This window comes from Candidatus Poribacteria bacterium, assembly GCA_021162805.1.
GTDB lineage: Bacteria > Poribacteria > WGA-4E > B28-G17 > B28-G17 > JAGGXZ01.
In genome coordinates this window covers 22,289-46,234 of record JAGGXZ010000200.1, presented here as the reverse complement: position 1 = coordinate 46,234, position 23,946 = coordinate 22,289, and the positions used below count along the sequence as shown (strand labels likewise).

Genomic DNA, 23,946 nt, shown 5'->3' with positions numbered 1-23,946 from the left:
CCTCCTCCCTTGTTATCCTATCCAGTTGGGAGCCTCAAAGATCTCGGCCTTTTCAAGCGCCCATCGGGTTGTCACCCTCTGAGGACCGGGGACGTCAAGTTTCCTGTAATCCCTCAGAGGCGGAATCTCTCTTAGGTTATCCAACCTTCCCAGTTCCCTTAGCCTGTATATGAGATACCAGCCACAATCCCTCTCCGGTTCCACCTCACACTTTCCATCACGTTGCCCACCACACATCCCGTTGAGCAGGCTCTTGGAGCAGGCCGTAATAGGACATATCCCACCGGTTAAATGCAGGACACAGTCCCCGCATCCGGCACATCTCTCCTCGGAGGGCCATAATCCCTGCATCCCTTGGCTTGAAAGGGTATTGTTGGCAGGGATCACAGGCAGGTCGATTATCTTACCGACCGCCTGAACTCCGATACCGCACGATATGACCAGGATCGCCTGGGCCTCCTTCAACTGAGGGAGGTGATACTGGAGCTGTGTTCCGACGAGCGCCTTGTTACAGAGGAAGTCTATCTCGGCGCTTCCGGTTATATCCTTCCCCCCTGGCCGAGCTCATCGGCAAGCTCTTTTATCCTTTCCTCCCCCCGCTCTTACATCCAACCGGACATCCTCCACAGGCGAGGATGAAAAGCTTTTGAAAGTCGGAGATCGATTCCTTTATCTCCTCAATCGGCTTCGGTTGAGAGATTATCATCCTTGCCCCTCCTTAATCGATTTTTCAGACGCTCGTAGAAGCGGTGAGCGGGCGGTCCCGCTTAATCTCATCCAATACCCTTTCCACCAGCTCAGGCAATTTCTCCCTCATAATGGACGAAAGCTCCATCGAAAGTTCTATCCTCTCCGGCTCAATGCCGATGAAAACTATCTCCTCAGGGATCCGATGGGTCAACCGTTCCAGCATCAACGCCTCCATTACGCCAACGTCATGGAGTGAGAGGGTTATCTCCGAGATCATCTCCTCAAGCTCCCCGAACTCAAACCGGTAGATCGTTCCGGGCGGCTCACCTCCCAGCACGGCATCCACGATGATCAATTTGTCGAAATCGATCAGATCGTCCACCAGGACATGAAAGGCGGTGCCGCCGTCGAAGAGTTCGACTCCCTCCGGCAGCCTCTCCTTTCGGAGTTCCTCCACCACTTTGACTCCGATCCCCTCATCACCCATCAGGATGTTTCCCACGCCGACGACGGCTATCCTTCTCATCGGTCTCAGGCGACCCTCACCACAGCCAATTTTTTACCCCTGGCATTCAAGGTATGGACAGCGCAGGCGAGACAAGGATCAAAGGATCGAACGATACGCACCAGCTCATAGGGATTCTCCGGATCTCTGACTTTCGTTCCCATAAGCGCCTGTTCCATCGGGCCGGGTTGATCCAGATGATCTCTGGGCGAGGCGTTCCAAGTAGTGGGAACCACGAGCTGGTAGCTTTCGATTTTACCCTCCTTGATCCTGATCCAGTGTCCCAACGCTCCTCTTGGAGCACCCACGATCCCCATCCCTTCGGCCTCCTGCGGCACCTCATATGGGGCGCAGACCGGATCATCGGGCTTGAGCTGTAAAACCCATTCAGCCATACTATCGGCCACGAGTTTGGCCTCGAGGGCTCTGGCGGCATGTCTGCCCAGCGTTGAGTTCAAAGCGACCGGTTCAGCCTTGAGCTCGTCCAGTAGATCATCCATCATCCTCTTGACCTGTTTCCTCCCGGCATGGTATGAAACCAACATTCTGGCCAGAGGACCCACCTCGTATACCTTTCCCTCGTATCTTGGGGCCTTCAACCAGCTATACCCCTCATCCTTTCCCCTATTGGGCTTGGTCTCCTCCTCGGACGGATGAGCAGCACCTCTCCATTCGAACCAAGAGTATTTGACGCTTTCGGTGATCGAGCTGACGTCAAGCTTCTTCAGATCTTCCATCCCCTCCAGCGCTCCCTGAGCATGGAGCCTTTTTCTCGTGACATAGTCCGGATTTTCATCCTCCAGGTCGAAAACGCCGTATGAGAGATAGTTTCCGGGACCGTTCCCTATCCGGAGATAATCGGGATAGGTCTTTGCGACGGCGATTATATCCGGGATGTAGATGGAGTCTATGAAATCACGGATCCTATTCAGCCTCCAGAGGAATCCGGCGATCTTATCCACACTGGGATGCTCCGTAACTCCGCCTGGGACTATGGCGGCGTTATGGGGCATCTTACCCCCGAAGACCGAGAGCATCTCCTGGGCCAGTCGTCGCATTTCCAGCGCGATCAGATAATGTCGGACAAGCTCCTGGTTCGTCTTCCCCTCGAACCGGTAATCTCCCTCGTATCTGGGCACGAAGGGAGATAGCTCCCCCCTCAAGACGAACTCCTTAACTGATCTCATCTCCGGGTCTTCGCCCTCGTAATCGGCCATGGCGGTCACATCCACGTAATCCAAGGCGGCAAGGTGATAGAAGTGGAGGATATGGGATTGGAGATAGTTGGAGCCGAAAATCAAATTGCGGATGATCCTGCCGTTAGGAGGGACCTTGTCAGCTATGCCGAAGGCGCTGTCCAGATTCAGAGCGGAGGCCATGGCATGAGCGGTTGGGCAAACCCCACAGACCCGCTGGGTGATCCTCTGAGCATCCCTCGGTTCCCTCCCTTTGAGGAAGATCTCGAATCCTCTGAAGAGAGTTCCGGAACATCTGGCCTCCTTCACCACCCCGCCCTCCACGATCGCCTCTACCCTCAGATGACCCTCAATCCTGGTAACGGGGTCGATCGTTATCTTAGCGCTCATCTTTGCTCCTCCATTTCAAGCTTTGGGAAGGTTAACGGACGCTGATTTTAAACCTTTCGAGAGCGGTTTCATCCAGCTTTTTAAACATAGGTTGGAGTTTATCCGGGAAACCCGGCTCCACGCAGCCTATACATGGCGAGCCAGCACCCACGCACCAGTTAACACCGTTGTTCCACAATCTCAGCGGGCAATCGGCGTAAGTGACGGGTCCTTTACATCCCAACTCATACAGGCATCCCGGCTCGCCGGTATGCCTTGCAAACTGGCCGGAATCGAAATAAGCCCTGCGCGGACAATTGTCGTGGATCAGCTTGCCGTAAAAGGCTTTGGGTCGGAGAGCTCCGTCCAGATCGTCCGGCGACGGCAGACCGTTGAGAAGCACCATCGCTATCGTGCCCACTAACCAATCGGGATGGGGTGGACAACCCGGGACGTTGATCACCGGCTTTGAGATACCCTCCTCCTCCAATACCTCCTTTACCGATTTAGCTTCCGACGGATTAGGCGATCCTGAAGGTATTCCGCCGAAAGAGGCACAGGTTCCCACGCTAATGATGGCCAAAGCGGATCTAGCGAGCTCGCTCACCGCTTCCCTTACGGTCAGCTCTTCACCTTCCAGCTCACCGATAGTGCAGTAAAGTCCGTCCTCAGCCGTAGGTATCGCTCCCTCCACAAGCAGCAGATACTCCTCGGCCCTTTGAGCGGCTGTATCTCTGACCACCTTCAATGCCGGCTCACCCTGACCTGCCATAATCGTGGCGTGAAACCGCAGGTTAACGTGTTTTCCCGGAATTACAGGGTCGATCAGGAGGTTTTTAATCGAGGGACTCACGGCGTTAAGGAGGGATATCGAACAACCTGAGCAGCTTGCTCCGGCTATCCAGACGGCAGGACATTCGACAACTTTCGAAGACACCATCTTCCCCCTCTCTGGTGGGATATATGTTCGAGTTTAAGCATAACAGAAGGGGGAGAAACTGTCAAGTTGAGAGGAAAGCTCCCAGACAGGTGATTGACGGCGATCGATGGGTGTGGTATAAAGGTGCTGCACGACGATTTGCAGCTTCTCCATAGGAGGGGGAAATGGCGAAACCGATCAAAATAGGCGTAATAGGCGCCGGCAGCGCCGTGTTCTCCCTGACGTTGGTCCGTGATCTCTGTCTCGCGGAGGATCTCTATGGAAGCACTGTAACGCTGATGGATATAGATGAGGAGAGGTTAAACAGCATACACAGGTTAGCCACAAGATATGTGGACGAGCTGAAGGTCGACCTGAAGTTCGAGAGAACCACCACCAGGGAAACGGCGTTGAAGGAGGCCGACTTCGTAATTAACACCGCTCTTGTCGGCGGACACACCCAGTATGAGGCCATGAGAGCAATCGGCGAGAAACATGGGTATTACAGGGGCGGGCCTGGGTTAAACTACAGTCAACTCCGTTTCATGCTAAGTGTAGCCAAAGATATGGAGAGATTCTGCCCTGACGCCTGGCTCATCCAGTCATCTAACCCTGTCTTCGAGGGATGTACGCTCATGACCAGGGAGACGGACATAAAGGTGGTTGGGCTCTGTCACGGACATTATGGATATCGCGAGATCGCCAGGGTCTTGGGTCTCGATCTGAAATATGTCGAGTGTGAGGCTGTAGGCTTTAACCACGTCATCTTCATGACCCATTTCCTCTACAAAGGTGAAGACGCATATCCGCTTCTGGATAGGTGGATAGAAGAGGAGGCAGAGGAGTATTGGCGCACCCATAAGTTGGGGCGCAACGCTCAGCTCTCCCCCGCGGCCGTACACCAATATAAGATGGTCGGACTGTTCCCGATAGGCGATACCCCTAGAACGGGCGGCTGGTGGTATCATATAGATCTGGAGACCAAGAAAAGATGGTATGGCGAGATAGGAGGGTTCGACTCGGAAATCGGATGGCAGGGGTATCTGGACGGACTTGCCAAACGGGTGGAACACATCATGAAGGTGGCGAACGACACCTCCATCTCAGTCACCGAGGAGTTCCCGCCCCGTCACAGCGGAGAACAACATCTGGGCATAATCGAGGCTTTGGTTCTCAATAAGGAGGGGAGATATCAGGTCAACATCCCCAACAACGGCTTGATCGATGACATCCCCGACGATGTCGTGGTGGAGGTGCCAGCGATCGTGAACAAGACGGGCATTCGAGGCATACGAGTGGGCAAGCTGCCGAGGAATCTGCTCCTACAGGTCTTGTGGCCGAGGATGCTCGAGATGGAGAGGGAGGTCGAGCTGGCCCTCTCAAGCGATAAGAGGTTGTTTTTGAGGATGGTATTGGATGACCACAGGACCCGGTCCCTTGAACAGGCTGAGTCCTATATAGAGGAGGTGCTGTCGTTCAACAGTGAGATGGGGGAGAATATAAGGGATAATCGGAGGTGAGAAAGATGGTGATAAGGTTCAAGGACCTACAGCTTAAGGAAGGTGGAACGGTCGGACATTATCCCATACAGGGGTATCAGAAGACCTTTAAGCATTTCGCCTATCGTGTGGTGACCCCCGATAAACCCTTCGGTCCCCACTCGCATAAGGGCGATGAGCTCTGGTTTATACTCAAGGGCAAGGCGAAGGTTAATATCGGCGGCGAGATATTTGATGTCGAGGAGAACGATCTGATAGTCTGCCCTGAGGGCGTCAGCCACGGCATGACATCTGACGGCGAGGTACACTGGCTATGCATAGGATGATCAAAATGAAGGGCGAGCGTCCGCTCGCCCTAGGATCTCCTACGCCCTCGCCACCAGATCGCTGCAGCCGGGGGCATCCGCCTGTCTTTTAGCTAAATCCACAAGCCACTCCGGGAAACTTCCCCCGGCGTCCTCCACGGCCATAGCAAACAGATCGTTCACAACATCCGGGTAACCGTCGGCGACGTTCTCCGAAAACGGATCATCCCTTTTCAGATCGTAAAGCAACACGCCGGTGCCGTCCACCTTGCAGTTCAACCACCACCTCTCATTGATCACCGTAACGGCCGATCCCCATGCGACCGTCACGTGATCCCGCTTCCCAGGCTTTCCTGATATGGCGTCGTCGAGGAAGGAGATCCCATCTATCTTCTGAGGCGGCTCCACGCCGGCGGCCTCCAGGATGACGGCGGTGATGTCGTGATGCTGGACGAATATATCGCTTCTCTTACCGACGTGCTCGCCTTTTGGGAACCTGATCATGAGCGGGATATCATAGACCTCAGGGGCGGATGGATATCCCCGCTTGCCCATGTAGTTCCGATCGCCTATCGAGTGGCCGTGGTCGGAGGTGAAGATGATCATCGTGTCGTTAAGCAGGCCGAGCGTTTTCACCGTTTCCATGAAATACCCGAACCATCTGTCACACATGGTCACCTCTCCGCAGTAGTTCGCCTGCGTGCGTTTCAAGAGCTCCTCCGGCAGATCGCTCACATCCCCATACCTGGAGATGACCTGCTCTCTGGTTTCCTCTTTGAGGTACATCTTTCGATAATACGGCGGCACTAGCCACGGCTCGTGGGGATCAAACGACTCGACGGTCAGGAAGAACTTATCGGCGTCCTGGTTCTGCTCAAGCCACAGGGCGGCTTCCTTCAGAACTCTGGGAGCGAAATAATCCTCCTCCTTCGTCCGATCATGTATGTTCATGATGCACTGCTGGATGAACTCGATCCTCCCCTGTCCCCTGCCTCGCATCTCCTTCGGAAGCCAGTAGTCGATCTCCTCATCCGTCAACCTCGGACCGGAGCGATAAGGGTCTTTCTCCTGCCCGCGCAGGAAGGTCCACTGGTCGAACCCACGCCAATAGTTCTTTGACGGCTTGAACATGTGATAGACATCGGCGATCAGGGCGGTGCGATATCCGGCCCCTTTGAGTATCTCAGCCAGCGTCCACTGATCCTCCGGTATCGGCCCCCACCCCGGCGCGCCGACGAAATCTCCTTTCAGGCGAAAATCGGCGTTATGGAAGGGATAGACCCTGTTTCCCGTATATATCGCCCTGCGGGCCGGAAGGGTAGGGAGGGATTCGGGATAGGCCCGCATCATCATCAGCGACTCCTGCGCGAAGGAGTCGAAATAGGGGGTGTGGATCTTCCACCATGGAGGAGATCCATACGCGCCGACACAATCCTTACGCAGTGAATCGAAGATCACCAGGATGATGTTCACCTTGCCACCTCTCAACGGGGGATTGTTTGAGGATATGATACTACAGAGCAACCGGGATTTCAATTCTCCCTTCCTCATATGGTATAATCCTGTCTGATCGTTCACAGGCGGTGGATGTGATGAAGTTATTGATCCTCAGCGACGGCAAACCTGGACATCTGAATCAGTCCCTCGGCATAGCGGAGAGGATGGCCGAGATGACCGATGTGGAGTATGTCCTCGTGGAGATCAGGCATAAAAACAAGCTGAGAGACGATCTCCTGAGGGTTTTGATGAGATTTCTGGGATGGGCTCCGATACCTCATCCGCTTGTCCGATCGCTTCTGATCTGGAGTCTGACGCCCGAAAGCGCCGCCGAGATCCCAGTAAACGAGGAATTCGACGTGATCCTTTCGACCGGCTCATCGGTCGCCCCCGTCAATCTGCTTCTAAAGAAGCTGATCGGCGGCAGAAGCGTCGTCTCACTTCGTCCCTCTCCCACGGGAATCGCATGGTTCGATCTGGTCGTCCTGCCCAGGCATCTCTGGCCTAAGCTTCGGTGGCGAAACGTTTTCAGGGTCGTCGGCGTGCCCAATAGGGTGACCCCCGAATCGATCTCCTCCCTGAGAGAGAGGATCGAGAGAGAGATGAAAATTCAACCGAGGCCGAGGATAGGCGTGTTGATGGGCGGCGAGGAGAGATACAACACGATCCGGATCGAGACGGCCAGGAGGTTGATCGAGGCCCTGAGGTCGATCTGCCGGGATCTGGATGGCGAGCTGTTTCTGACCACATCCCGGCGAACCCCCGATGAGGTTGAAAGGTTGCTCGAGGGGAAACTCTCCGCGGAACCCAGGTGCAGAATGTTGGCTCTGGCGAGGAGAGGAAAGGGCGATATAAAGGATGCCGTGCCTATGATATTGGCGATGTGCGATCTGGTGATCGTCACCGAGGACAGTCTCTCGATGGTGAGCGAGGCGGCCAGCAGCGGCAAGAAGGTGATCATACTCAAAATCGACCGTAAAACTCGCCGCACGCCGAGGAGGGTGAAGATGTATAGGGAGATATGCCGGAGATGTGGAGCGATCATGTGCGGAGTAGAGGAGCTGAAGGAGAAAATCTTCGAGCTGGGGAAAGGCGTGGAGGTTAACCCGCTGAGGGATTCCGAGGGAGCCGCCCGCGAGATATTATCTCAACTCATTGGACGGGGATAACCCGGCTCTCTCCTCTACGATCTTCCCATCCTTCATCCGCACGATCCTGTCGGCATCCTCAAGCAGGCCCACCTGATGTGTGACCACAACTATCGTCGTGCCGTGTTCCCTTTGCAACTCCCTTATCAGCTCCATCAGATTTGCGCTCTGGCGGCTGTCGAGGTTGGCCGTGGGCTCATCGGCGAAGATCACCCGCGGATTGTTCGCCAGCGCCCTGGCAAAGGAAACGCGCTGTTTTTCACCCCCTGAAAGCTGTGAGGGGCGGTGATAAAGCCTATCTCCTAATCCGACCCTCTCAAGGATTTCCTTGGCCCTCCTCTCCGCCTCCGGTCCCTTTTTGCCATCGATTTCCATGGCGATGAGCACGTTTTCAAGGGCGGTCAGATAGGGGATCAGATTGAAAAGCTGAAACACAAATCCTATCTTCTCACGTCTGATCTTGGGCAGGTCATCCCTGAGGGGATCAATTCTCTTCCCCTCGATCCACACCTCGCCTTCGGTGGGACGGAGGATACAGCCCAGAATGCTTATGAGGGTGGTTTTGCCGCTGCCGCTATCGCCCGTGATGACCAAAAGCTCGCCCTCATCTATGGAGATATCCACGTGATCGACGGCGGTGACGGCGGCCTCCCCCTCGCCGAATCGCTTTGTCAATCCAACTCCCCTTATGATCTCAGCCATATCCCCACCTCATCGTAAGTAATATGTCACATAGGCCATTATGGCGATCACTGCCGTGACGACATACGCTATCCATCTCATACGGCCCGGACGGATCATATCGAAACCCTCGCAGGCAAAGACAACAAATGGGCCGAGCAGGGATAACAGAAAGAAAGCCTTCACGGTTGAGAAAAACGGGATCTCCATCGAAAAGTTTACCGCGGAGCTAAGGCTCAGAAAAGTCAGGAGGAGCAGGGCAAAGGCGTAAAGGTCGTTACCGAAAAACGCCTTTCTAACGGATCTCAAAGCTCCCGCCATCATGGCTATGCTCGGCATCAGGGCCAGAAACAACGTCCATCTCATCAGGTTCATCTGTAGCTTATCGTCCATCCGCGCCACGAAGAAATGATCTTCGCCCCACATCGAGCCGTATTCGCCGTCCCAAAATGAGGTCCATCTGTGATTTTCGATGTTCTTCGAGTATAGGGCTGACCCGAACTTGAGATAGAAGCTCAGCGTTCTGTATCCCGGATTCTGTTCATAGTGGAAGGTGCTCTGTTCATCCCAGTTACCGACCAGCGGATCGCCGAAGATCACCAGGTTTCTCGCATAGAACCATCCTGCTGAAGCGATCACGATTAAAAGCATGAGGACAACCCCCGCGAACTCCTTCCCCTCTCTGACCCATCTCAGCAGATAGACGGCGGTCAAAGTTATGAGGACAAAGAGGGCGGTGTATTTGGTCAAGAGCGCCAAACTCAAGCTTGCGCCCAGAAGGGCGAATCGGAGCCATCCCACCTTCTCCCTCCTCAGCCATCTCAGTCCCAGGTAAAGCGATAAGGAGATCACCGTCGCGGCCGGAACCTCGTTAGTTATGAGCGGATTCATGTAGATCTGCATCGGCATAAACGCAGCCAGGGTCAACCCTGCGAGATGAAGCTCCCTTCTCTCAGGCAGGATCAGGCGCAGCATCAGAAAAGCCAGCACCACGTTGAATGTGCCGAAAACAGCCGTCAGATATTGAGCTGATTTGAGTGAACCGCTGGCGCGATAGATCAACGAGGCCAGGACGTAATAGAAGGGAGGCTGAAACATCTCCCATCCCTCAAAGGCGAGCGGAACCCTCGCGCTATGCGTGAAATGCTCGATGTATTCGACATGTCCGCTGGAGTCTATTCCCCTCTTATAGGGATAAACGTGGGCGTTATGCAGGTTGAGGAGGATCAGGGCGAACAGTATACCACCGACCGCAGACCAATAAAGAGGCGCTGGGATCTCACCCTCAATATCAACGCTTCCGAGCCGTTTCGGGAGAAAGAGGAAGAGGATAACGCCTAGATACCCGAAAAGCAAAAGCGCCATCTTGGGTTTTAACGGCTCAGGCCTGCGGTAGATCGCCGGGACGCAGCCCACCCATTCCTTCCTGCCCGGTTTGGAGGCCATCCAGCCCGATTCGGGAGAGGTGTTAAGCGGGATCGCTTTCCCCACCTTGCCCTCAACAAGAAGTATAGGAAAACCTGTGGGATTGCTCACCCTCACGACGAGCTCATTTCGACCGGGGCTAAGGAAAGGTCGGATATCATATCGATCGAACCGTTTCCAGTTATGCCCGGGTCTGCTGTGCCCGACGGGCCGGTTATTTATCTTAAGCGAGTAGATCGTCATCGCTTTGATCTTCATCAAGGCCCTCTCTGGAATGGGCGGCTTCAGATCGAAGGACAGTTTGAAGATGACATCCTCCGAAGGAGGACCATGTTGGAAGTGAAGCACGTTCTGTTCGGGATGCAACACCCACTGGGCCTTCAGGCAGGGCGGTAGAAACTCGATTTGAGGGTTGAACCAGATCTGGTAGACGAAAAAACCGATCCAGAGTATGAGCACAATAGCTGTGATCGTTATCTTCAATCTCATATATTTGACACAGGTGGTCTGAGTTTGAAGGCTTCCCCGAGGTTTCTAGCGTTTAGTATTTTCTTCTTCGTGAGATACGAGATTGTGATGAATCCAGGTAAATCCATCGGATTCTCACCGCGCCAATTTTATCAGGTTCTAAAAGGAAAGTCAATCAGATTTCACCGTTATAGGAGCAAGTTCGCTTGACATGATTCACAGGGGGATGTTAAAATCTCGTTAGAGGTTTAGGACCTTGGAGGCGCTAAATGCCGAAGATACCGGAGAAAGATATAAAGATCGCCACGATGATATGGGCTGCCACGGAGTTGACCAAGCTCTCGGCCACGAGGATGGTCACAATCGATTTCGCCCAGGCATTTGAAAATTACTTCCGTAAAATCGCCGATGTAGTGAATCAAGTGTTTCCAGAGGGGGAGGGAAAGCCTGAAAAACCAGCTCCTGGCAGATAGAGGGTGAGCCGAAAATTGAGCTTCAAAGCCCCGCTGGTACTCTTGCTCTTTCTCTCTACCGTGTCCGCTTTCGGAGAACCAGAGGGATTAATTCTAGATATAAAACCGGAAATAGATGGCGTATCATATATCCATCGAACGGGATATCCGCCGATACCCGTCCTTTCGATCCTCCTTGAGGTGGAGCGAAACCCGCAGATAGAGCTTCTCTCCTCCGACGAGGTTGAGAGGCCATATCCTTCGACCTTTAAACAGGGTGCTCCCTATCCCCACTCCCCATTCAGGAAAGGGCTTTACGGATCGTTCAGGGGGAGGAGAATACTTCAGATTCAGATCCTCCCGCTACGTTTCGATCCTTCCAGGGGTAAGATCACGGTCTTCAGGAGGATAAAGCTCCTGGTTAAAGGCGAGGCGAAAGTCCTGAAAGGACCCTATATAGATACCGTTGAAGGGCCGGGGAAGCTCGCCGGCGCTCCGAAACTGTCGGGTGAGGTCTTTTATCCCACGGAGTTGGCCAGGGAGTATGAGGCCGATTACCTGATGATCGTTCCGAGAACGCTTATCGGATCTGAGACGGTCAAAAAGCTGGCCGAATGGCGAGCGGCGTATGACGGCTTTACCGTGGCTGTAGTGAACGCCTTCTACATCTACAGCCAGTTCGGTGACGGCTATCCCTCCCCCAAATGGATCAGATCCTTCCTGAAATATGCCTATTATAACTGGAGGGCACGATCTATAGCGGACGGCCGCATCGGATATGTCCTCCTAGTGGGCGACGTGGAGCTGATACCAACTTACAGACGCGAGTACTCTCCCGATGGTGATATGGCTTCAGACAACTATCTGGCCCGCGTTGATGGAGATGATCCCGTGCCGGATCTGGCCATCGGTAGGTTTCCCGTTAAGACGGAGGGGGAGCTTAAATGGATCGTGGATAAGACGATTAACTATGAGTCAAACTCCGTCAAAGGGGATTGGGCTAACAGAGCGCTTATCGTGACCGGGTCGGTGGAGGAGCTTTATGACATCGCCGAGGAGGCTGCTGATCGGATGTTAAAGCCAGCCGGATTTGATGTGAAATGGGTCAAAAGCTGGAAGGGGATAGTGTTCGAGATAAATCGCGGCTGTCTGATAGTTGAGTACGCCGGCCACGGCTGGGAGGACGGATGGGAACAGTTTAAGACCTCCAGCATCTCCGCTTTGAATAACAAGGGTATGTATCCCGTTATATCCAGCCTCTCATGTAGCACGGCGAAATTCGACGCCCCCCAGGATAGCTTCGCGGAGGTGATGGTCAAGGCGAGGGAGAAAGGCGCTGTTGCCTTTCTGGGGGCGTCGAGAACCGCCTATATAAGTGACTTCGGCTTCAGCCTCTCAAAGGCGATCTCGCAAGAGCACATCTTCAAAACCGGAGATATACTCCTTTACGCGAAGATGAACCTGATATCCGATTCGCCCGATGATCTGGACCTGTATAACCTGCTGGGCGATCCCGCCCTGGACGTCTACGCGCCGAGAAGGGTGAGGGGAAAATGCGATCTCGTCGTTTCATCCAGCGATATCAGCGTCGTTCCGGAAAATCCCAGACAGGATCATGAGGCCGTTATCAAGGTGAATCTGAGGAACATCGGCGTATCCCCTTCATATGGATCAACCCTCGAGCTGAGGGTTGATGGAAGGATTATCGCCACACGATCGATCCCATCCTTGGAAAGCCTTCAGGTTTATACCGTGACCGTCCCCTGGAGGGTTCCGATGGGAATCGGGGAGGCGACCATCTACGCCGCCGTTATGCCGAATTCCATCGATCATGATGCCTATCCCCAAAATAACGTCGCCTTCAAATCGGTTCAGATATCCCTCGAAAAGGAGGGGTTCCCGATAACATGGGACGCATCAGGAGTGCCGATGGCGCCGATCATAGAGGATCTGGACGGAGACGGCAGGGGCGAGATCATTCTCGGCAAGATCAGCAATTCAAAGGCCTATATCGACGTGCTCGATTCCAACGGGAGATTCCTGTGGAGAAGGGAGATAAACATGGGGAGAACCTCCGGGTGGAATCCCTATGTCGGTCCATTTCCGGCCGTGGGGGATATCAACGGGGATGGGCTTAAAGAGGTGGCTTTCAATTCTCCGGACGGGCTGCTTTACGCCTATGGATATGACGGGCGGAAGATAAAGGGGTTTCCGCTGCGTCTGGGGAGATACGGCGGCAGCACGCCGGTTTTCGCCGATCTCGATGGCGATAGGGCTCAGGAATTGCTGGCCGTCTCGCGCTGGGGTAAAGTGCACGCCTTTAAATATAAAGAGGGTGGACCTGGGGAGATGAGAGGATGGGGGTTTAAGATCGGGAAGAAAGGCGGATATTCGATCTCCGTCGGCGATCTGGACGGCGATGGTTCTGTCGAGGTGATACTGGGATATGAGAGAAGCGATAGGGGAAGCGTTTATGCATTTAAGGCTGATGGGAGACCGGTCGACGGATTTCCTATGAATATCGATAACCTCAGGCTTCCCCTTGCCATCGGCGATCTGGACGGCGACGGTCGGGCGGAGATCGTAGGGATCGAGGATGACGGCGTGACCATACTGGGAGAGGGGGAGTTCTCCTCCTGGAAGACACCCGAATTCAAGCCGATCGATCCAACCGGGGCGCTGCTCGCTGACCTAGATGAGGATGGAGATCTGGAGATCGTCGTAACGGCCGGGGATGGCTACATCTGCGCCTTCCATCACGATGGCAGATCGGTCTACGGATATCCCATCAGGGTGATCCCGTATCCCACCCAGCCGGTCATAGCGGATATAACGGGCGATGGGAAGGATGAGATCCTGGTCGGCGACGGAAGCTATGGTCTCAAGGCCTTCGATTTCACAGGGGCTCCTCTGCCAGGATGGAAGATATCGCAGGAGGAAAACATATTCCGTTTCATGGCGGTGGGGGATTCCGATGGAGATGGATCGAACGAGGTGCTTTTCATCTCCGGGGAGGAAGAGATACATCTCCTTAAGACGATGGGAAGGTTCAATCGAAGAAGCGGATGGAAATGTTATGGATTGAATGGGGCCAGGGATTTCTATTATGGCGTCAGGAAGCTCCTGCCGCCGCCTGAGGGCCTTATCGCCGAGGACATACCGAACGATAGAGGAGGGAAGATCAGGCTCAGGTGGAATCCCACAGGGTCCTCTCTCAACGTGAGATACAGGATCTACCGATCGACGGACAGAAACGGCAGATACGACCTGATCGCCGAGGTTCCCGGAGGGAGGGGATCATATGTGGATGAGGGCTTACAGGACGGGATCAGATACTGGTATATCCTGAGGTGCACCGACAGCAGATATATCTCATCGCCCACATCCCCGGTGGACGTCATACCGATCAACAACTTCGCTCCCCCGCCGCCCGGGGAGCTGAGACTTGAGGGATTCGACGGCGATCGAATAAATATATCGTGGTCTCCCGTCCCGGGAGCCGTCGGATACAAGGTCAGATATGGCTTTAAGTCCGGGGATTACAGGAGAACGGTGGATGTCGGCTCGACGACGAGCTGGTCGTTGATCCCGATCGCTCAGATCAATCACTTCATCGTGGTATCGGCATATGACGGACAGGGAAACGAGAGCCTTTTCTCGAAGGAGTTGGCCGTGTTGCCGAGAGATGACGACACGGAACCCCCCATCTTCCTCGAATCGGAGCCCAAGAAGGTCAGAGCAAACAATTCCTTTAAGATCAAATGTGTGATCAGGGATAAATCCGGAATCCAGGATGGAAGCGTATATCTCGTTTGGGATAACGACGGCGAGATCGAGATCGACTCCAACACGACGCCCATGGTTAGGGTGTCGGGGGATATCTTTGAAACGGCGACTCCCATCCCTCCCCAGCGAAGGGGGGCGAAATTTCTCTACTGTATCTTCGCCGCGGATGATGACCACGATATGGGGAACGAGGAGGATAGATCCCTGGGCGGAAGCAATCTGAGGCATGTCGAGGTTGTGTCCGGCGCGGATGAGATATACGTCTATCCCAATCCCCTCTCCGAAGTCCTCAACCTTCACTACATCCTACCTGATGAGGCCCAACTCGATGTGACGGCCTTCGACGTATCGGGGAACCCTGTCTGCAAGCTCAAGCGGATCGTTCGAGGGGGTGAGGGCAGCGTGAGTTGGGGGATCGATCTACCCTCAGGGATATACATATACCGTCTGAGGATACGATATCCAAATCTGGGAGGACAAAACGAGGAGATTTTCAGGGGAAAATTCGCCGTAGTGAGGTGAAAGATGAAAACGATAAAGGTGGCTCACAGGGGAGCCTCGGCCTATGCCCCCGAAAACACGATGACGGCCTTCAGAAAGGCGATCGAGATCGGGGTCGATTGCATCGAGCTCGACGTCCATATCTGTAAAACGGGCGAGATAATCGTCATGCATGACTCGACGCTCGATCGAACGACGGATCTTTCGGGCAAGATCTCTGAGGTCCCACTTGAGGAGATAAAACGGGCGGACGCCGGGGCGTGGTTCAGGGAGGAGTTCAGGGGTGAGCCGGTGCCAACCCTGGAGGAAGCCCTGAATTTCATCGGTGAAAGGGCGATCACGGTTGTGGAGATCAAGGATGAGTGGATCGCCGCTCAGGTTTTGGAGACGATCAGGAGGGCAAATGCGACGGAGAGGGTTGTGGTCATCTCATTCCATCCAAGGGTCTTGGACGAGATAAGAAGGATAGGAAGCTCAATCCCGACGGGATTGTTAATCGGCGAAAGCCCGGAAGACGAGATCCCGCAGGCGATGAGGTTCATCAGGATGGCTGCCGAGGTGGGGGCGGGGATGATCTCGTTAAACCACAATCTGGTTCGCCCGCGACTTGCCTATGAGATAAGAAGAAGGGGATTCGGGCTGTGGGCCTGGACTGTAGATGAAATCGATAGAATGAGGGAGCTGGCTCAAATGGGGGTTGTGGGCATAACAAGCAACAAGCCGGATCTGTTAAATCAGATCTGATGAAGTCTCTCTGGAGATCACCCTATAGAGCGAATCCGCCTTCGCCTTGCTCACGTTTCCAGCCGGTACCTCCAGGACCTCGACGATCAACCTGCCTCTGGAACCCAGGTTCACCTCTATCCTATCGCCCGGCCGTGCCTTCCTGCCGGCCTTGGCGATTTGGCCGTTAACGAGCACCGCACCCCGGTCGCATATCTCATTTGCCAGGGTGCGGCGCTTTATGATCCTGCTCACCTGAAGGAACTTATCCAGCCTCATGACATTCCGGCGTAACTACGATGCGTCCTTCGGAGGGAATGGGAACGGGGATGAACGACGGCATCTCCTCCGCCTTTTCCCCCTCGGGTTTCTCCCTCAAGGCGATCCTGAAAACCTCCTCAACGGTCTCAACCGGATGGAAGTTGAGCGAATCACGGATATCCTTGGGAATCTCGACGAGATCCTTCTCGTTATCCTTGGGGATGATGATATTCTTTATGTTGGATCTGTGGGCCGCTAGCACCTTCTCCTTGAGACCGCCTATCGGCAGGACCTTGCCGCGCAGCGTGATCTCCCCGGTCATGGCGACGTCCTTTCTAACCGGGCGGGAGGTCAATGCGGATGCTATCGCCGTGGCGATCGTTATGCCGGCGGATGGCCCCTCCTTTGGCACGGCTCCCTCTGGCACGTGTATGTGTATATCTATCTTCTTGAAGTCCAGATCCTGCGGCACGCCGATCTCGCTCGCTCTGGATCGGATATAGCTCAGGGCGGTCTGCGCCGACTCCTGCATCACATCCCCCAATCGACCGGTCAAGACCAGCTTCCCGTCCCCTTTCATGGTGGTGGCCTCAACGGCTATTATATCGCCTCCGGCCTGTGTGTAGACCAGGCCGGTTGCCACCCCGATCTCATCCCTCTCGTTTGCGGTGTTATAGGTGAACTTCGGTACGCCCAGATACTTGTTGATGTTCCTGGCGGTAACCCGAACGGGGCCCTTGAGTCCCTTTCGCTCCACCACCTTTTTCGCCACCTTACGACAGATGGAGGTGATCTCCCTCTCCAGGTTTCGCACTCCGGCCTCCCGCGTATAGCTTCTGATGATCTCATATATGGCCGAGTCGGAGATCCTGAGTTTATCCTTATCCAGCCCATGTGCCTTCAGCTGTTTCGGGATGAGGAAGTATTTGGCGATCTTGTGCTTCTCATACTCCGTGTATCCGGGCAGGTGTATTATCTCCATCCTATCGCGCAGGGGTTCAGGTATGGCTTCGAGGTAATTGGCGGTTGTGATGAACATCACGTCCGACAGATCAAAGGCGACGTCCAGGTAATGATCCCGGAACGTGCTGTTCTGCTCCGGGTCGAGCACCTCAAGCAGGGCGGCGGTCGGATCACCGCGGAAATCGGTGCCTATCTTGTCGACCTCATCCATCAGGAAGAGCGGGTTTTTGGATTTGGCGTCTCGGATGCCCTGTATGATCCTTCCCGGAAGAGCGCCGACATATGTCCGGCGATGGCCGCGTATCTCGGCCTCATCCCGGACACCTCCCAGCGACATCCTCACGAAGTTCCTCCCCGTTGCCCTGGCTATCGATTTGGCAAGCGATGTCTTACCTACACCTGGCGGACCGACGAAGCAGAGTATAGGGCCTTTCAGCTTCTTGACGAGCTTCAATACGGCGAGATACTCCAAAATCCTCTCCTTGACCTTCTCCAGTCCATAGTGATCCTCGTCCAGTATTCTGGCGGCCTCGTCGATGTCTATCTTGGTTTCGGTGTAGACGGACCATGGCAGCGAGATAAGCCAATCGATATAATTCCGTATCACCGCCACCTCGGCGGACATGGGAGGTATCTGCTCCAACCTCTCCAGTTCCTTCAGCGCCTTCTCCTCCGCTTCGGGGGTCATCTTGGCCTCTTTGATCTTCCGCCGCAGCTCCTCGATCTCGCTCTCCTCGCCTCCCCCTAGCTCCTTCTTGATCGCCTTAAGCTGCTCGGTGAGGTAGTATTCACGCTGGTTTTTCTCCACCTGTTTGCGGACGTTGTTACGGATCTTCTCCTCGAGCTCTAGGATCTCCATCTCCGTCTCCAGCAACACGAGCAGGGTTTGTAGCCTCTCCTTCGGCGGTATCGTCTCCAGGATCTTCTTGAGCCCGTCCGGTTTTATGGCCGTGTACGCGGCGATCGAATCGGCGAGTCTGCCGGGGTGTTGCTCCTTGCTCACCAGCATCAGGATCTCAGCCGGCACACGTTTGCTCTTCTTGACGTATCTCTCGAAGAGGGATATCGCTTCCTTCATAAGGGCGATCGTGACGTTATCCCTCTCAGCCGATTCCTCGATGGGCGTAACCTTAGCCCTATAAAGCTCCCTAGTCGGTATGATCTCTTTAATGGCGGCGCGCGAGATACCCTCGACCATTATCCTGATCGTGCCGTCGTCGGGATCATAGGATTCCAGTATCCTCGCTATCGTGCCGACGGAGATGAAATCATCCGGTGAGGGGTCCTCCTTGTTCTCCTTTTGAGGCAACAGGAGGATCTGTTCCCCGTGGAGCAGGGCGAACTTAACGGCGTTGACATCCCTGGTTCTGACAGGGACCAGGGGGATGCGCATGCGGGGGAATATAACTTTATCCCTCAGCGCCAAGACAGGCAAGGTCATATATACGTTCCCCCTTCTGGAGGCCGATTTCCTTTCCTTCTTCATCATCTCTATCGCCATCCCTTCAAGCGGGCACTGCTCTTTCTTCCTCGTGATCGTAGATGAAAATCGGATTTTCGCCTTTAAGTATGACGTCGGAGGTTATGACACATTCCCTAACCCCCTCAAGCGAGGGGAGCTTATACATCACGTCGAGCAAAGCGTTTTCGAGGATCGACTTCAATCCTCTCGCCCCTGAGCCTCTTCGCATCGCCTCCCTCGCTATGGCGCGAAGGGCATCATCCCTGATATGGAGCCTCACGTCCTCGAACTCAAAGAACTTCGAAAACTGCTTGACCAGGGAGTTTTTCGGCTCGACGAGGATTTTGACCAGCGCTTCCTCATCGAGGTCATCCAGGGTGGCTATCACGGGGAATCTGCCGACGAATTCGGGGATGAATCCATATTTCATCAGATCCTGAGGTTGGACGTGGGCGAGGATCTCGCCTATGTTCTTCTTCCTGTTCACCTCGATATCGGCGTGGAAGCCTATGGTCTTACGGCCGATCCTCTGCTCTATGATCTTATCCAAACCGTTAAAGGCTCCGCCTGCGATGAAGAGTATCTTCGACGTATCCAGTTGTATAAACTCCTGCTGGGGGTGTTTTCTGCCACCCTGTGGGGGAACGTTCGCCACCGTTCCCTCCAGGATCTTCAGGAGCGCCTGCTGGACGCCCTCTCCGGAGACATCCCTCGTGATGGAAGGGCTGTCCGATTTGCGAGCGATTTTGTCTATCTCATCTATGTAGATTATCCCCCTTTCAGCCTCGGCCCGGTTGAAATCGGCTGCCTGCAACAGGCGGAGCAGGATGTTCTCCACGTCCTCCCCGACATAACCTGCCTCCGTCAGCGGGGTTGCGTCGGCTATGGCGAACGGGACCTTCAGCATGCGCGCCAGCGTCTGAGCGAGCAGGGTTTTGCCGGTGCCGGTCGGGCCGATCAGCATTATGTTGCTCTTTTCAAGCTCGACATCATCTTCGAGCTTATCCTCCGACATGATGCGCCTGTAATGCTTGTAGACCGCCACCGCCAGAGTCTTTTTAGCCCTCTCCTGACCTATGACATATTGATCGAGGAACTCCTTGATCTCCTCGGGGGTGGGCAGATCGAAACTTTCGCCCTCTATATCCTCGTCGAACTCCTCGTCCCCCAGCGATTCGGCCAGGATCTCGTTGCAGAGTTCGACGCACTCATCACATATAAACACACCGGGGCCCTGAATGAGCTTTCGGACCTCGTTCTTGGTTTTTCCACAGAACGAGCACCTGAGCTCCTCGTAGTTCATGATATCACCCTCCTAACTTAAGTGCTCTCCTCCGACTCAACCCGAACGTCGAGTCTGGAGCTAACCACGTGATCGATGATCCCGTACTCCTTCGCCTGTTCGGCCGTCATGTAGAAATCCCTTTCCACGTCAGCCTCTATCTTCTCCAGAGGCTGGCCGGTGTGTTTGGAAAGGATGTTGTTTATCTCCCTTTTGACCCTGAGTATCTCCCGGGCATGTATGCTTATGTCGGTTGCCGGTCCCTGAACGCCGCCGGCCGGTTGATGTATCAGGATGGTGGAATGGGGTAAAGCGAACCTTTTGCCGGGCGTCCCGGCAGCCAGAAGCAAAGCGCCCATGCTGAACGCCTGGCCTATACACCACGTGCAGACATCGGGCTTTATGAACTGCATCGTGTCGTATATCGCCAGCCCTGCGTTGACCGCCCCGCCCAGCGTGTTTATGTATAGCGTTATGTCGGCGTCGGGATCCTCCATCTCCAAGAACAGCATCTGGGCGATCACCGAGGTCGCCAACTGGTCGTCTATGGGCGCGCTTATGATGATTATCCGGTCCTTGAGAAGCCTGGAATATATATCGTAGGACCGTTCCCCTCTGCTCGTCTGCTCTATAACTACAGGCACAAGATTCATGAGCTTTTAACACACCTCTACCTTCGATATCTTTTTCGGTTTCTAAGCCGATATGCTTAACTCAAACTATGGCGTAGCTCTCCTCCGTTGCGTTCTTGATCAGAAAGTCACACACCTTGGAAGCTAAGATGTCATCCTTAACCCCTTCGAATCTGTTGGCATCCTTGATCTGGGATATGTACCTTTCGGGATTGATGTTCCGCCTCAACGCCTCCAGCCTCAGAACCTGCTCCGCCTCCTCGTCGGAGACCGTTAGGTTCTCCCTTCTGGCGATCTCCTCGAAGATCCAGGCCTTCTTTATCTCAAAGATAAGCTGCTGACGGAGCTGGTTGATATAATCCTCCGCCTGATTGGGGTTTCGGAGCCTTTCCCTGTCCTCCGCCGTTCCAACCCTGCCCGTGCGAATCTCCCTGATGATTTCGGATAGCCTCTTCTCGATGACGGACTCGGGTATGGCCACATCGGTTTTTTCGACGATCTGCCTGGTCACCTCGTTGTAAAGCCGCGCGGTGATCTGCGCCTTTTCCTCCTCGACCATCCTGTTCCAAATCGTCGATCTCATCTGTTCCAGGCTCTCGAAGTTCATCTCTTTGGCGAACTCATCGTCCAAATCGGGGAGTTTTCTCTCGAGTATCTCCTTGAGGGTGATCTCGAAAGAGGCGTTTTGACCGGCCAGCACCGGTTCAGGATGATCCCGGGGAAAGCTCGCTTCAACCTTACGGGTCTCTCCGGGGTTCATCCCGATCACATTCTCCTCCACCTCCTTTGGAAGGTGTCCCTGGCCGATCTGGAATATCAAATCCTTCTCCTCGGCGTCGAATATCCCCTTTTCCGGGACGGAAAGCTTGAGGTCGACCTTGACGAAATCGCCCTGTCGGGCAGGTCTTTTCTCCTCGATCGGTATGTACTCCGCCCGTCCTTCTCGCAGGGACTCTATGTATCTATCCACCTCTTCTCTGGGGACATCCGGACGCCATTTCTTTATGTGGATCTGATCGTATGGCGGGAGCTCGATATCCGGTTTAACCTCCACTTCGACTTCCACCACCCAGGGCTGATCGCCCCTGAGCGGCAGATCGGAGAGTTCCGTTTTCACCTCCGGTTGCGAAAGCGGGGTTATGCCCTTTTCCTTGAAAATATTCTCCAGCTCCGATGAGAGGATATCCGATATGATGCTATTCTTGATATGATCTTCGAATCTGAGGAACAGGATATCCTTCGGGACTTTTCCCTTTCTGAAGCCCGGGACGGAAACCTCCCGTCTCAGCTCCCTGTATACGGTTTCGAGTTCCTCGTTCAATCTTTCCCGGGGCAGCTCAATGCGTAACCTTTTCCTTGTCGGACTTAACGTTTCAACATCTACTTTCAAACAAGCTCCTCCCGCTAGCTAAAAGTTTTCCTTCAAGGGGGTAAGGATCAAACGGAATGGTGGGCGAGGAGGGACTTGAACCCTCACGGGCTTCAAGCCCAGTAGATCCTAAGTCTACCTTGTCTCCCACTTCCAACACTCGCCCGAAATAAAAAATGGTGCGCCGTGAAGGAATCGAACCTTCAACCCCCTGATTAAGAGTCAGGTGCTCTGCCAGTTGAGCTAACGGCGCACGCAAAGGAAAATTCATGATTTTCATTTTTAGCGCACCCGGGAGGACTCGAACCCCCAACCAATGGATCCGAAGTCCATTGCTCTGTCCAATTGAGCTACGGGTGCGACAAGATAAATGGGGTGAGTGGCGGGATTTGAACCCGCGGCCACTTGATCCACAGTCAAGTGCTCTAACCACCTGAGCTACACTCACCATCCTCCTGGCGCGCCCGGCAGGACTCGAACCTGCGACCTGCTGATTAGAAGTCAGCTGCTCTATCCAGCTGAGCTACGGACGCCCAACCCATCCTGGTCGGGGCGAGAGGATTTGAACCTCCGACCACCTGCTCCCAAGGCAGGTGCGCTTGCCTGTCTGCGCCACGCCCCGCCTCAAGTGCGCATAAATGATAACATATCAAATTTGATTTTGCAAGATCCCGGCCGGTTAAAAACGGGTGATAAAGGAGATCCTATGCGAATCGCCGAACCGCCTATCCGGTATATAGGCATAGTCGAACTGGAAGTTCACGTTCTCAAGAGGCTGCGTCCCATATGCCTTCAATCCCACGCCCGCCGTCAACCCGCTTGACGGATTTTCAGCCGCCGAATCAAATCCGAGGTTGTAGCCCACCCTCAACGCCAAAACCTGATGTATCCATCGCTCCAGACCCACCCTTACGCTCGGATCGCCATAAAAGGGCATATTGGCCTCAGCCGACAGGTTGAGCTTCCCATCATCCAACGATATCGCCCCGCCCGCTCGCAGAGAGGTGGGCAGTTTCTTCTCGCTTTCAAGCTCCCCATCCGTCCAACCCAGATTCTGCAGGGCAGCTCCGGCCCTTATCCTGCCGCCTAAAAGCCTGATCATCCCGCCTAGATCGACCGCGAGGCCGTTCACCTCGTACTGGTCGTAGTTCTGATATATGTACTTGACCGTTCCTCCCACCGATATCCATTTCATCAGCTCATACCCTCCGGAGAGCCCCACCGCCATGCCGCCCGAGTAGAACCTCTCCTCGGGTTCCTCTGAAGGCCCAGATCTCCTCTCTATCTCGGCGAAAACGCCTTGAAGTGAGAGCCCAGCCGTAAGCTTGCCGAGCTTTCGGGCATATCCTGCCGTGACGTTGTTGACGCCCCCGAAGGAGAAGTTCTGCATCGCCGATAGCTCGCTCTTCCGGATCGAGGTCAGGCCGGCCGGGTTCCAGAACAGGGCGTTTACGTCGTCCGCCAGCCCGACGAAAGCGCCGCCCATAGCTCCGGGACGACATCCGGGCTCCAGCTTCAGAAAGGCCGCACCTATCGTGCCTGCATCCCCGTGTATCTCCGCCTTCTCATCGGCAAAGGTTGAGAGAACGGCGAGAAAAGCAAAACAGACGTAAATCAGACTCTTAACTCGCATCTCCATCTCCTTAGACTCTTATTTTCTTTTTCTCCCATGCATAATCCTTTAGACGTTCAACTCCCCTTAATGTTTAGTTCATTTCCCCTGAGTGTAGCGGTTATCCATGAGGAGGAACGAGGAGAAAGAAAATCCGTTGCACGTTCAACGTTTAACGTTGTAACGTTTTCTGACCTCTCA

Annotated in this window: 19 protein-coding genes and 6 tRNA genes; 6 read left to right on the top strand and 19 right to left on the bottom strand. The window is 54.4% G+C overall.

What is annotated here, in order from left to right; all coding sequences use genetic code 11:
* Positions 1–12: 12 nt before the first annotated feature.
* From J7M22_16465 to J7M22_16450, 4 genes are all read right to left on the bottom strand, one after another.
* Positions 13–465, bottom strand: coding sequence for a methylenetetrahydrofolate reductase C-terminal domain-containing protein (locus tag J7M22_16465; GenBank protein ID MCD6508197.1), 453 nt, complete (start codon positions 463–465; stop codon positions 13–15).
* Positions 466–730: 265 nt separating this feature from the next.
* Positions 731–1,216 (bottom strand): HyaD/HybD family hydrogenase maturation endopeptidase, encoded by a 486-nt coding sequence (locus tag J7M22_16460; protein ID MCD6508196.1) that lies wholly within the window; start codon positions 1,214–1,216, stop codon positions 731–733.
* Positions 1,217–1,221: 5 nt separating this feature from the next.
* A complete protein-coding gene (locus tag J7M22_16455) occupies positions 1,222–2,781 on the bottom strand; it encodes a nickel-dependent hydrogenase large subunit (protein MCD6508195.1) in 1,560 nt (519 codons plus the stop codon).
* Between the two features lie 31 nt (positions 2,782–2,812).
* Positions 2,813–3,697: a hydrogenase small subunit gene (locus J7M22_16450; protein MCD6508194.1), complete on the bottom strand. Its 885-nt coding sequence runs from the start codon at positions 3,695–3,697 to the stop codon at positions 2,813–2,815.
* A gap of 167 nt (positions 3,698–3,864) precedes the next feature.
* Here J7M22_16450 and J7M22_16445 point away from each other — a divergent pair, with 167 nt between their 5' ends.
* Together J7M22_16445 and J7M22_16440 are read left to right on the top strand one after the other, a co-directional pair.
* A complete protein-coding gene (locus tag J7M22_16445) occupies positions 3,865–5,199 on the top strand; it encodes an alpha-glucosidase/alpha-galactosidase (protein ID MCD6508193.1) in 1,335 nt (444 codons plus the stop codon).
* A 5-nt stretch (positions 5,200–5,204) separates the two neighbouring features.
* Positions 5,205–5,504 (top strand): cupin domain-containing protein, encoded by a 300-nt coding sequence (locus J7M22_16440; GenBank protein ID MCD6508192.1) that lies wholly within the window; start codon positions 5,205–5,207, stop codon positions 5,502–5,504.
* A gap of 39 nt (positions 5,505–5,543) precedes the next feature.
* On the opposite strand, the gene J7M22_16435 is transcribed toward J7M22_16440, so the two are convergent.
* Entirely contained in the window at positions 5,544–6,956 is a 1,413-nt protein-coding gene (locus J7M22_16435) for a sulfatase (protein MCD6508191.1), read from the bottom strand.
* Between the two features lie 119 nt (positions 6,957–7,075).
* Between J7M22_16435 and J7M22_16430 the strand changes: the two genes are divergently transcribed.
* On the top strand, positions 7,076–8,149 hold the full coding sequence (locus J7M22_16430; protein ID MCD6508190.1) for a mitochondrial fission ELM1 family protein: 1,074 nt from the start codon (positions 7,076–7,078) through the stop codon (positions 8,147–8,149).
* Here the strand turns inward: J7M22_16430 and J7M22_16425 are convergent.
* Both J7M22_16425 and J7M22_16420 read right to left on the bottom strand, forming a co-directional pair.
* Positions 8,123–8,830, bottom strand: a complete 708-nt coding sequence (locus J7M22_16425; GenBank protein ID MCD6508189.1) for an ABC transporter ATP-binding protein — start codon at positions 8,828–8,830, stop codon at positions 8,123–8,125. The genes J7M22_16430 and J7M22_16425 overlap by 27 nt on opposite strands.
* Before the next feature lie 9 nt (positions 8,831–8,839).
* Positions 8,840–10,723: a glycosyltransferase family 39 protein gene (locus tag J7M22_16420; GenBank protein ID MCD6508188.1), complete on the bottom strand. Its 1,884-nt coding sequence runs from the start codon at positions 10,721–10,723 to the stop codon at positions 8,840–8,842.
* A 248-nt stretch (positions 10,724–10,971) separates the two neighbouring features.
* Between J7M22_16420 and J7M22_16415 the strand changes: the two genes are divergently transcribed.
* From J7M22_16415 to J7M22_16405, 3 genes are read left to right on the top strand one after another with little or no spacing between them, the layout of a single operon-like run.
* A complete protein-coding gene (locus J7M22_16415; GenBank protein MCD6508187.1) occupies positions 10,972–11,175 on the top strand; it encodes a hypothetical protein in 204 nt (67 codons plus the stop codon).
* A 3-nt stretch (positions 11,176–11,178) separates the two neighbouring features.
* Positions 11,179–15,462, top strand: a complete 4,284-nt coding sequence (locus J7M22_16410) for a VCBS repeat-containing protein (GenBank protein ID MCD6508186.1) — start codon at positions 11,179–11,181, stop codon at positions 15,460–15,462.
* A 3-nt stretch (positions 15,463–15,465) separates the two neighbouring features.
* Complete coding sequence (locus tag J7M22_16405) at positions 15,466–16,185, top strand: hypothetical protein (protein ID MCD6508185.1); 720 nt, start codon at positions 15,466–15,468, stop codon at positions 16,183–16,185.
* On the opposite strand, the gene J7M22_16400 is transcribed toward J7M22_16405, so the two are convergent.
* From J7M22_16400 to J7M22_16345, 12 genes are all read right to left on the bottom strand, one after another.
* Positions 16,171–16,443 (bottom strand): RNA-binding S4 domain-containing protein, encoded by a 273-nt coding sequence (locus J7M22_16400; GenBank protein ID MCD6508184.1) that lies wholly within the window; start codon positions 16,441–16,443, stop codon positions 16,171–16,173. The genes J7M22_16405 and J7M22_16400 overlap by 15 nt on opposite strands.
* Positions 16,430–18,829, bottom strand: a complete 2,400-nt coding sequence (lon, locus tag J7M22_16395; protein ID MCD6508183.1) for an endopeptidase La — start codon at positions 18,827–18,829, stop codon at positions 16,430–16,432. The genes J7M22_16400 and lon overlap by 14 nt, the downstream gene beginning before the upstream one ends.
* Before the next feature lie 64 nt (positions 18,830–18,893).
* Positions 18,894–20,153: an ATP-dependent Clp protease ATP-binding subunit ClpX gene (gene clpX, locus J7M22_16390; protein MCD6508182.1), complete on the bottom strand. Its 1,260-nt coding sequence runs from the start codon at positions 20,151–20,153 to the stop codon at positions 18,894–18,896.
* 17 nt (positions 20,154–20,170) lie between these two features.
* Positions 20,171–20,785, bottom strand: a complete 615-nt coding sequence (clpP, locus tag J7M22_16385; GenBank protein ID MCD6508181.1) for an ATP-dependent Clp endopeptidase proteolytic subunit ClpP — start codon at positions 20,783–20,785, stop codon at positions 20,171–20,173.
* Between the two features lie 61 nt (positions 20,786–20,846).
* Positions 20,847–22,154 carry a trigger factor gene (gene tig / locus J7M22_16380; GenBank protein MCD6508180.1) on the bottom strand — a complete coding sequence of 436 codons (1,308 nt, stop codon included), beginning with the start codon at positions 22,152–22,154 and terminating at the stop codon, positions 20,847–20,849.
* 57 nt (positions 22,155–22,211) lie between these two features.
* Positions 22,212–22,299 (bottom strand) — tRNA-Leu (locus J7M22_16375).
* 11 nt (positions 22,300–22,310) lie between these two features.
* Positions 22,311–22,386: transfer RNA gene (locus tag J7M22_16370), tRNA-Lys, on the bottom strand.
* Between the two features lie 33 nt (positions 22,387–22,419).
* Positions 22,420–22,493 (bottom strand) — tRNA-Arg (locus J7M22_16365).
* A gap of 11 nt (positions 22,494–22,504) precedes the next feature.
* Positions 22,505–22,581: transfer RNA gene (locus J7M22_16360), tRNA-His, on the bottom strand.
* 8 nt (positions 22,582–22,589) lie between these two features.
* Positions 22,590–22,666: transfer RNA gene (locus J7M22_16355), tRNA-Arg, on the bottom strand.
* 11 nt (positions 22,667–22,677) lie between these two features.
* Positions 22,678–22,755 (bottom strand) — tRNA-Pro (locus J7M22_16350).
* A gap of 57 nt (positions 22,756–22,812) precedes the next feature.
* Entirely contained in the window at positions 22,813–23,766 is a 954-nt protein-coding gene (locus tag J7M22_16345; GenBank protein ID MCD6508179.1) for a PorV/PorQ family protein, read from the bottom strand.
* Between the last annotated feature and the right edge of the window lie 180 nt (positions 23,767–23,946).

Excerpts from the sequence above, each read along its gene's own strand:
- J7M22_16400 (MCD6508184.1), bottom strand. The coding sequence starts at position 16,443 with ATGAGGCTGGATAAGTTCCTTCAGGTGAGCAGGATCATAAAGCGCCGC.
- J7M22_16405 (MCD6508185.1), top strand. The coding sequence starts at position 15,466 with ATGAAAACGATAAAGGTGGCTCACAGGGGAGCCTCGGCCTATGCCCCC.
- J7M22_16460 (MCD6508196.1), bottom strand. The coding sequence starts at position 1,216 with ATGAGAAGGATAGCCGTCGTCGGCGTGGGAAACATCCTGATGGGTGAT.
- clpP (MCD6508181.1), bottom strand. The coding sequence starts at position 20,785 with ATGAATCTTGTGCCTGTAGTTATAGAGCAGACGAGCAGAGGGGAACGG.
- J7M22_16415 (MCD6508187.1), top strand. The coding sequence starts at position 10,972 with ATGCCGAAGATACCGGAGAAAGATATAAAGATCGCCACGATGATATGG.
- J7M22_16420 (MCD6508188.1), bottom strand. The coding sequence starts at position 10,723 with ATGAGATTGAAGATAACGATCACAGCTATTGTGCTCATACTCTGGATC.
- J7M22_16440 (MCD6508192.1), top strand. The coding sequence starts at position 5,205 with ATGGTGATAAGGTTCAAGGACCTACAGCTTAAGGAAGGTGGAACGGTC.
- J7M22_16425 (MCD6508189.1), bottom strand. The coding sequence starts at position 8,830 with ATGGCTGAGATCATAAGGGGAGTTGGATTGACAAAGCGATTCGGCGAG.
- J7M22_16345 (MCD6508179.1), bottom strand. The coding sequence starts at position 23,766 with ATGCGAGTTAAGAGTCTGATTTACGTCTGTTTTGCTTTTCTCGCCGTT.
- lon (MCD6508183.1), bottom strand. The coding sequence starts at position 18,829 with ATGACCTTGCCTGTCTTGGCGCTGAGGGATAAAGTTATATTCCCCCGC.
- clpX (MCD6508182.1), bottom strand. The coding sequence starts at position 20,153 with ATGAACTACGAGGAGCTCAGGTGCTCGTTCTGTGGAAAAACCAAGAAC.
- J7M22_16430 (MCD6508190.1), top strand. The coding sequence starts at position 7,076 with ATGAAGTTATTGATCCTCAGCGACGGCAAACCTGGACATCTGAATCAG.
- J7M22_16445 (MCD6508193.1), top strand. The coding sequence starts at position 3,865 with ATGGCGAAACCGATCAAAATAGGCGTAATAGGCGCCGGCAGCGCCGTG.
- J7M22_16455 (MCD6508195.1), bottom strand. The coding sequence starts at position 2,781 with ATGAGCGCTAAGATAACGATCGACCCCGTTACCAGGATTGAGGGTCAT.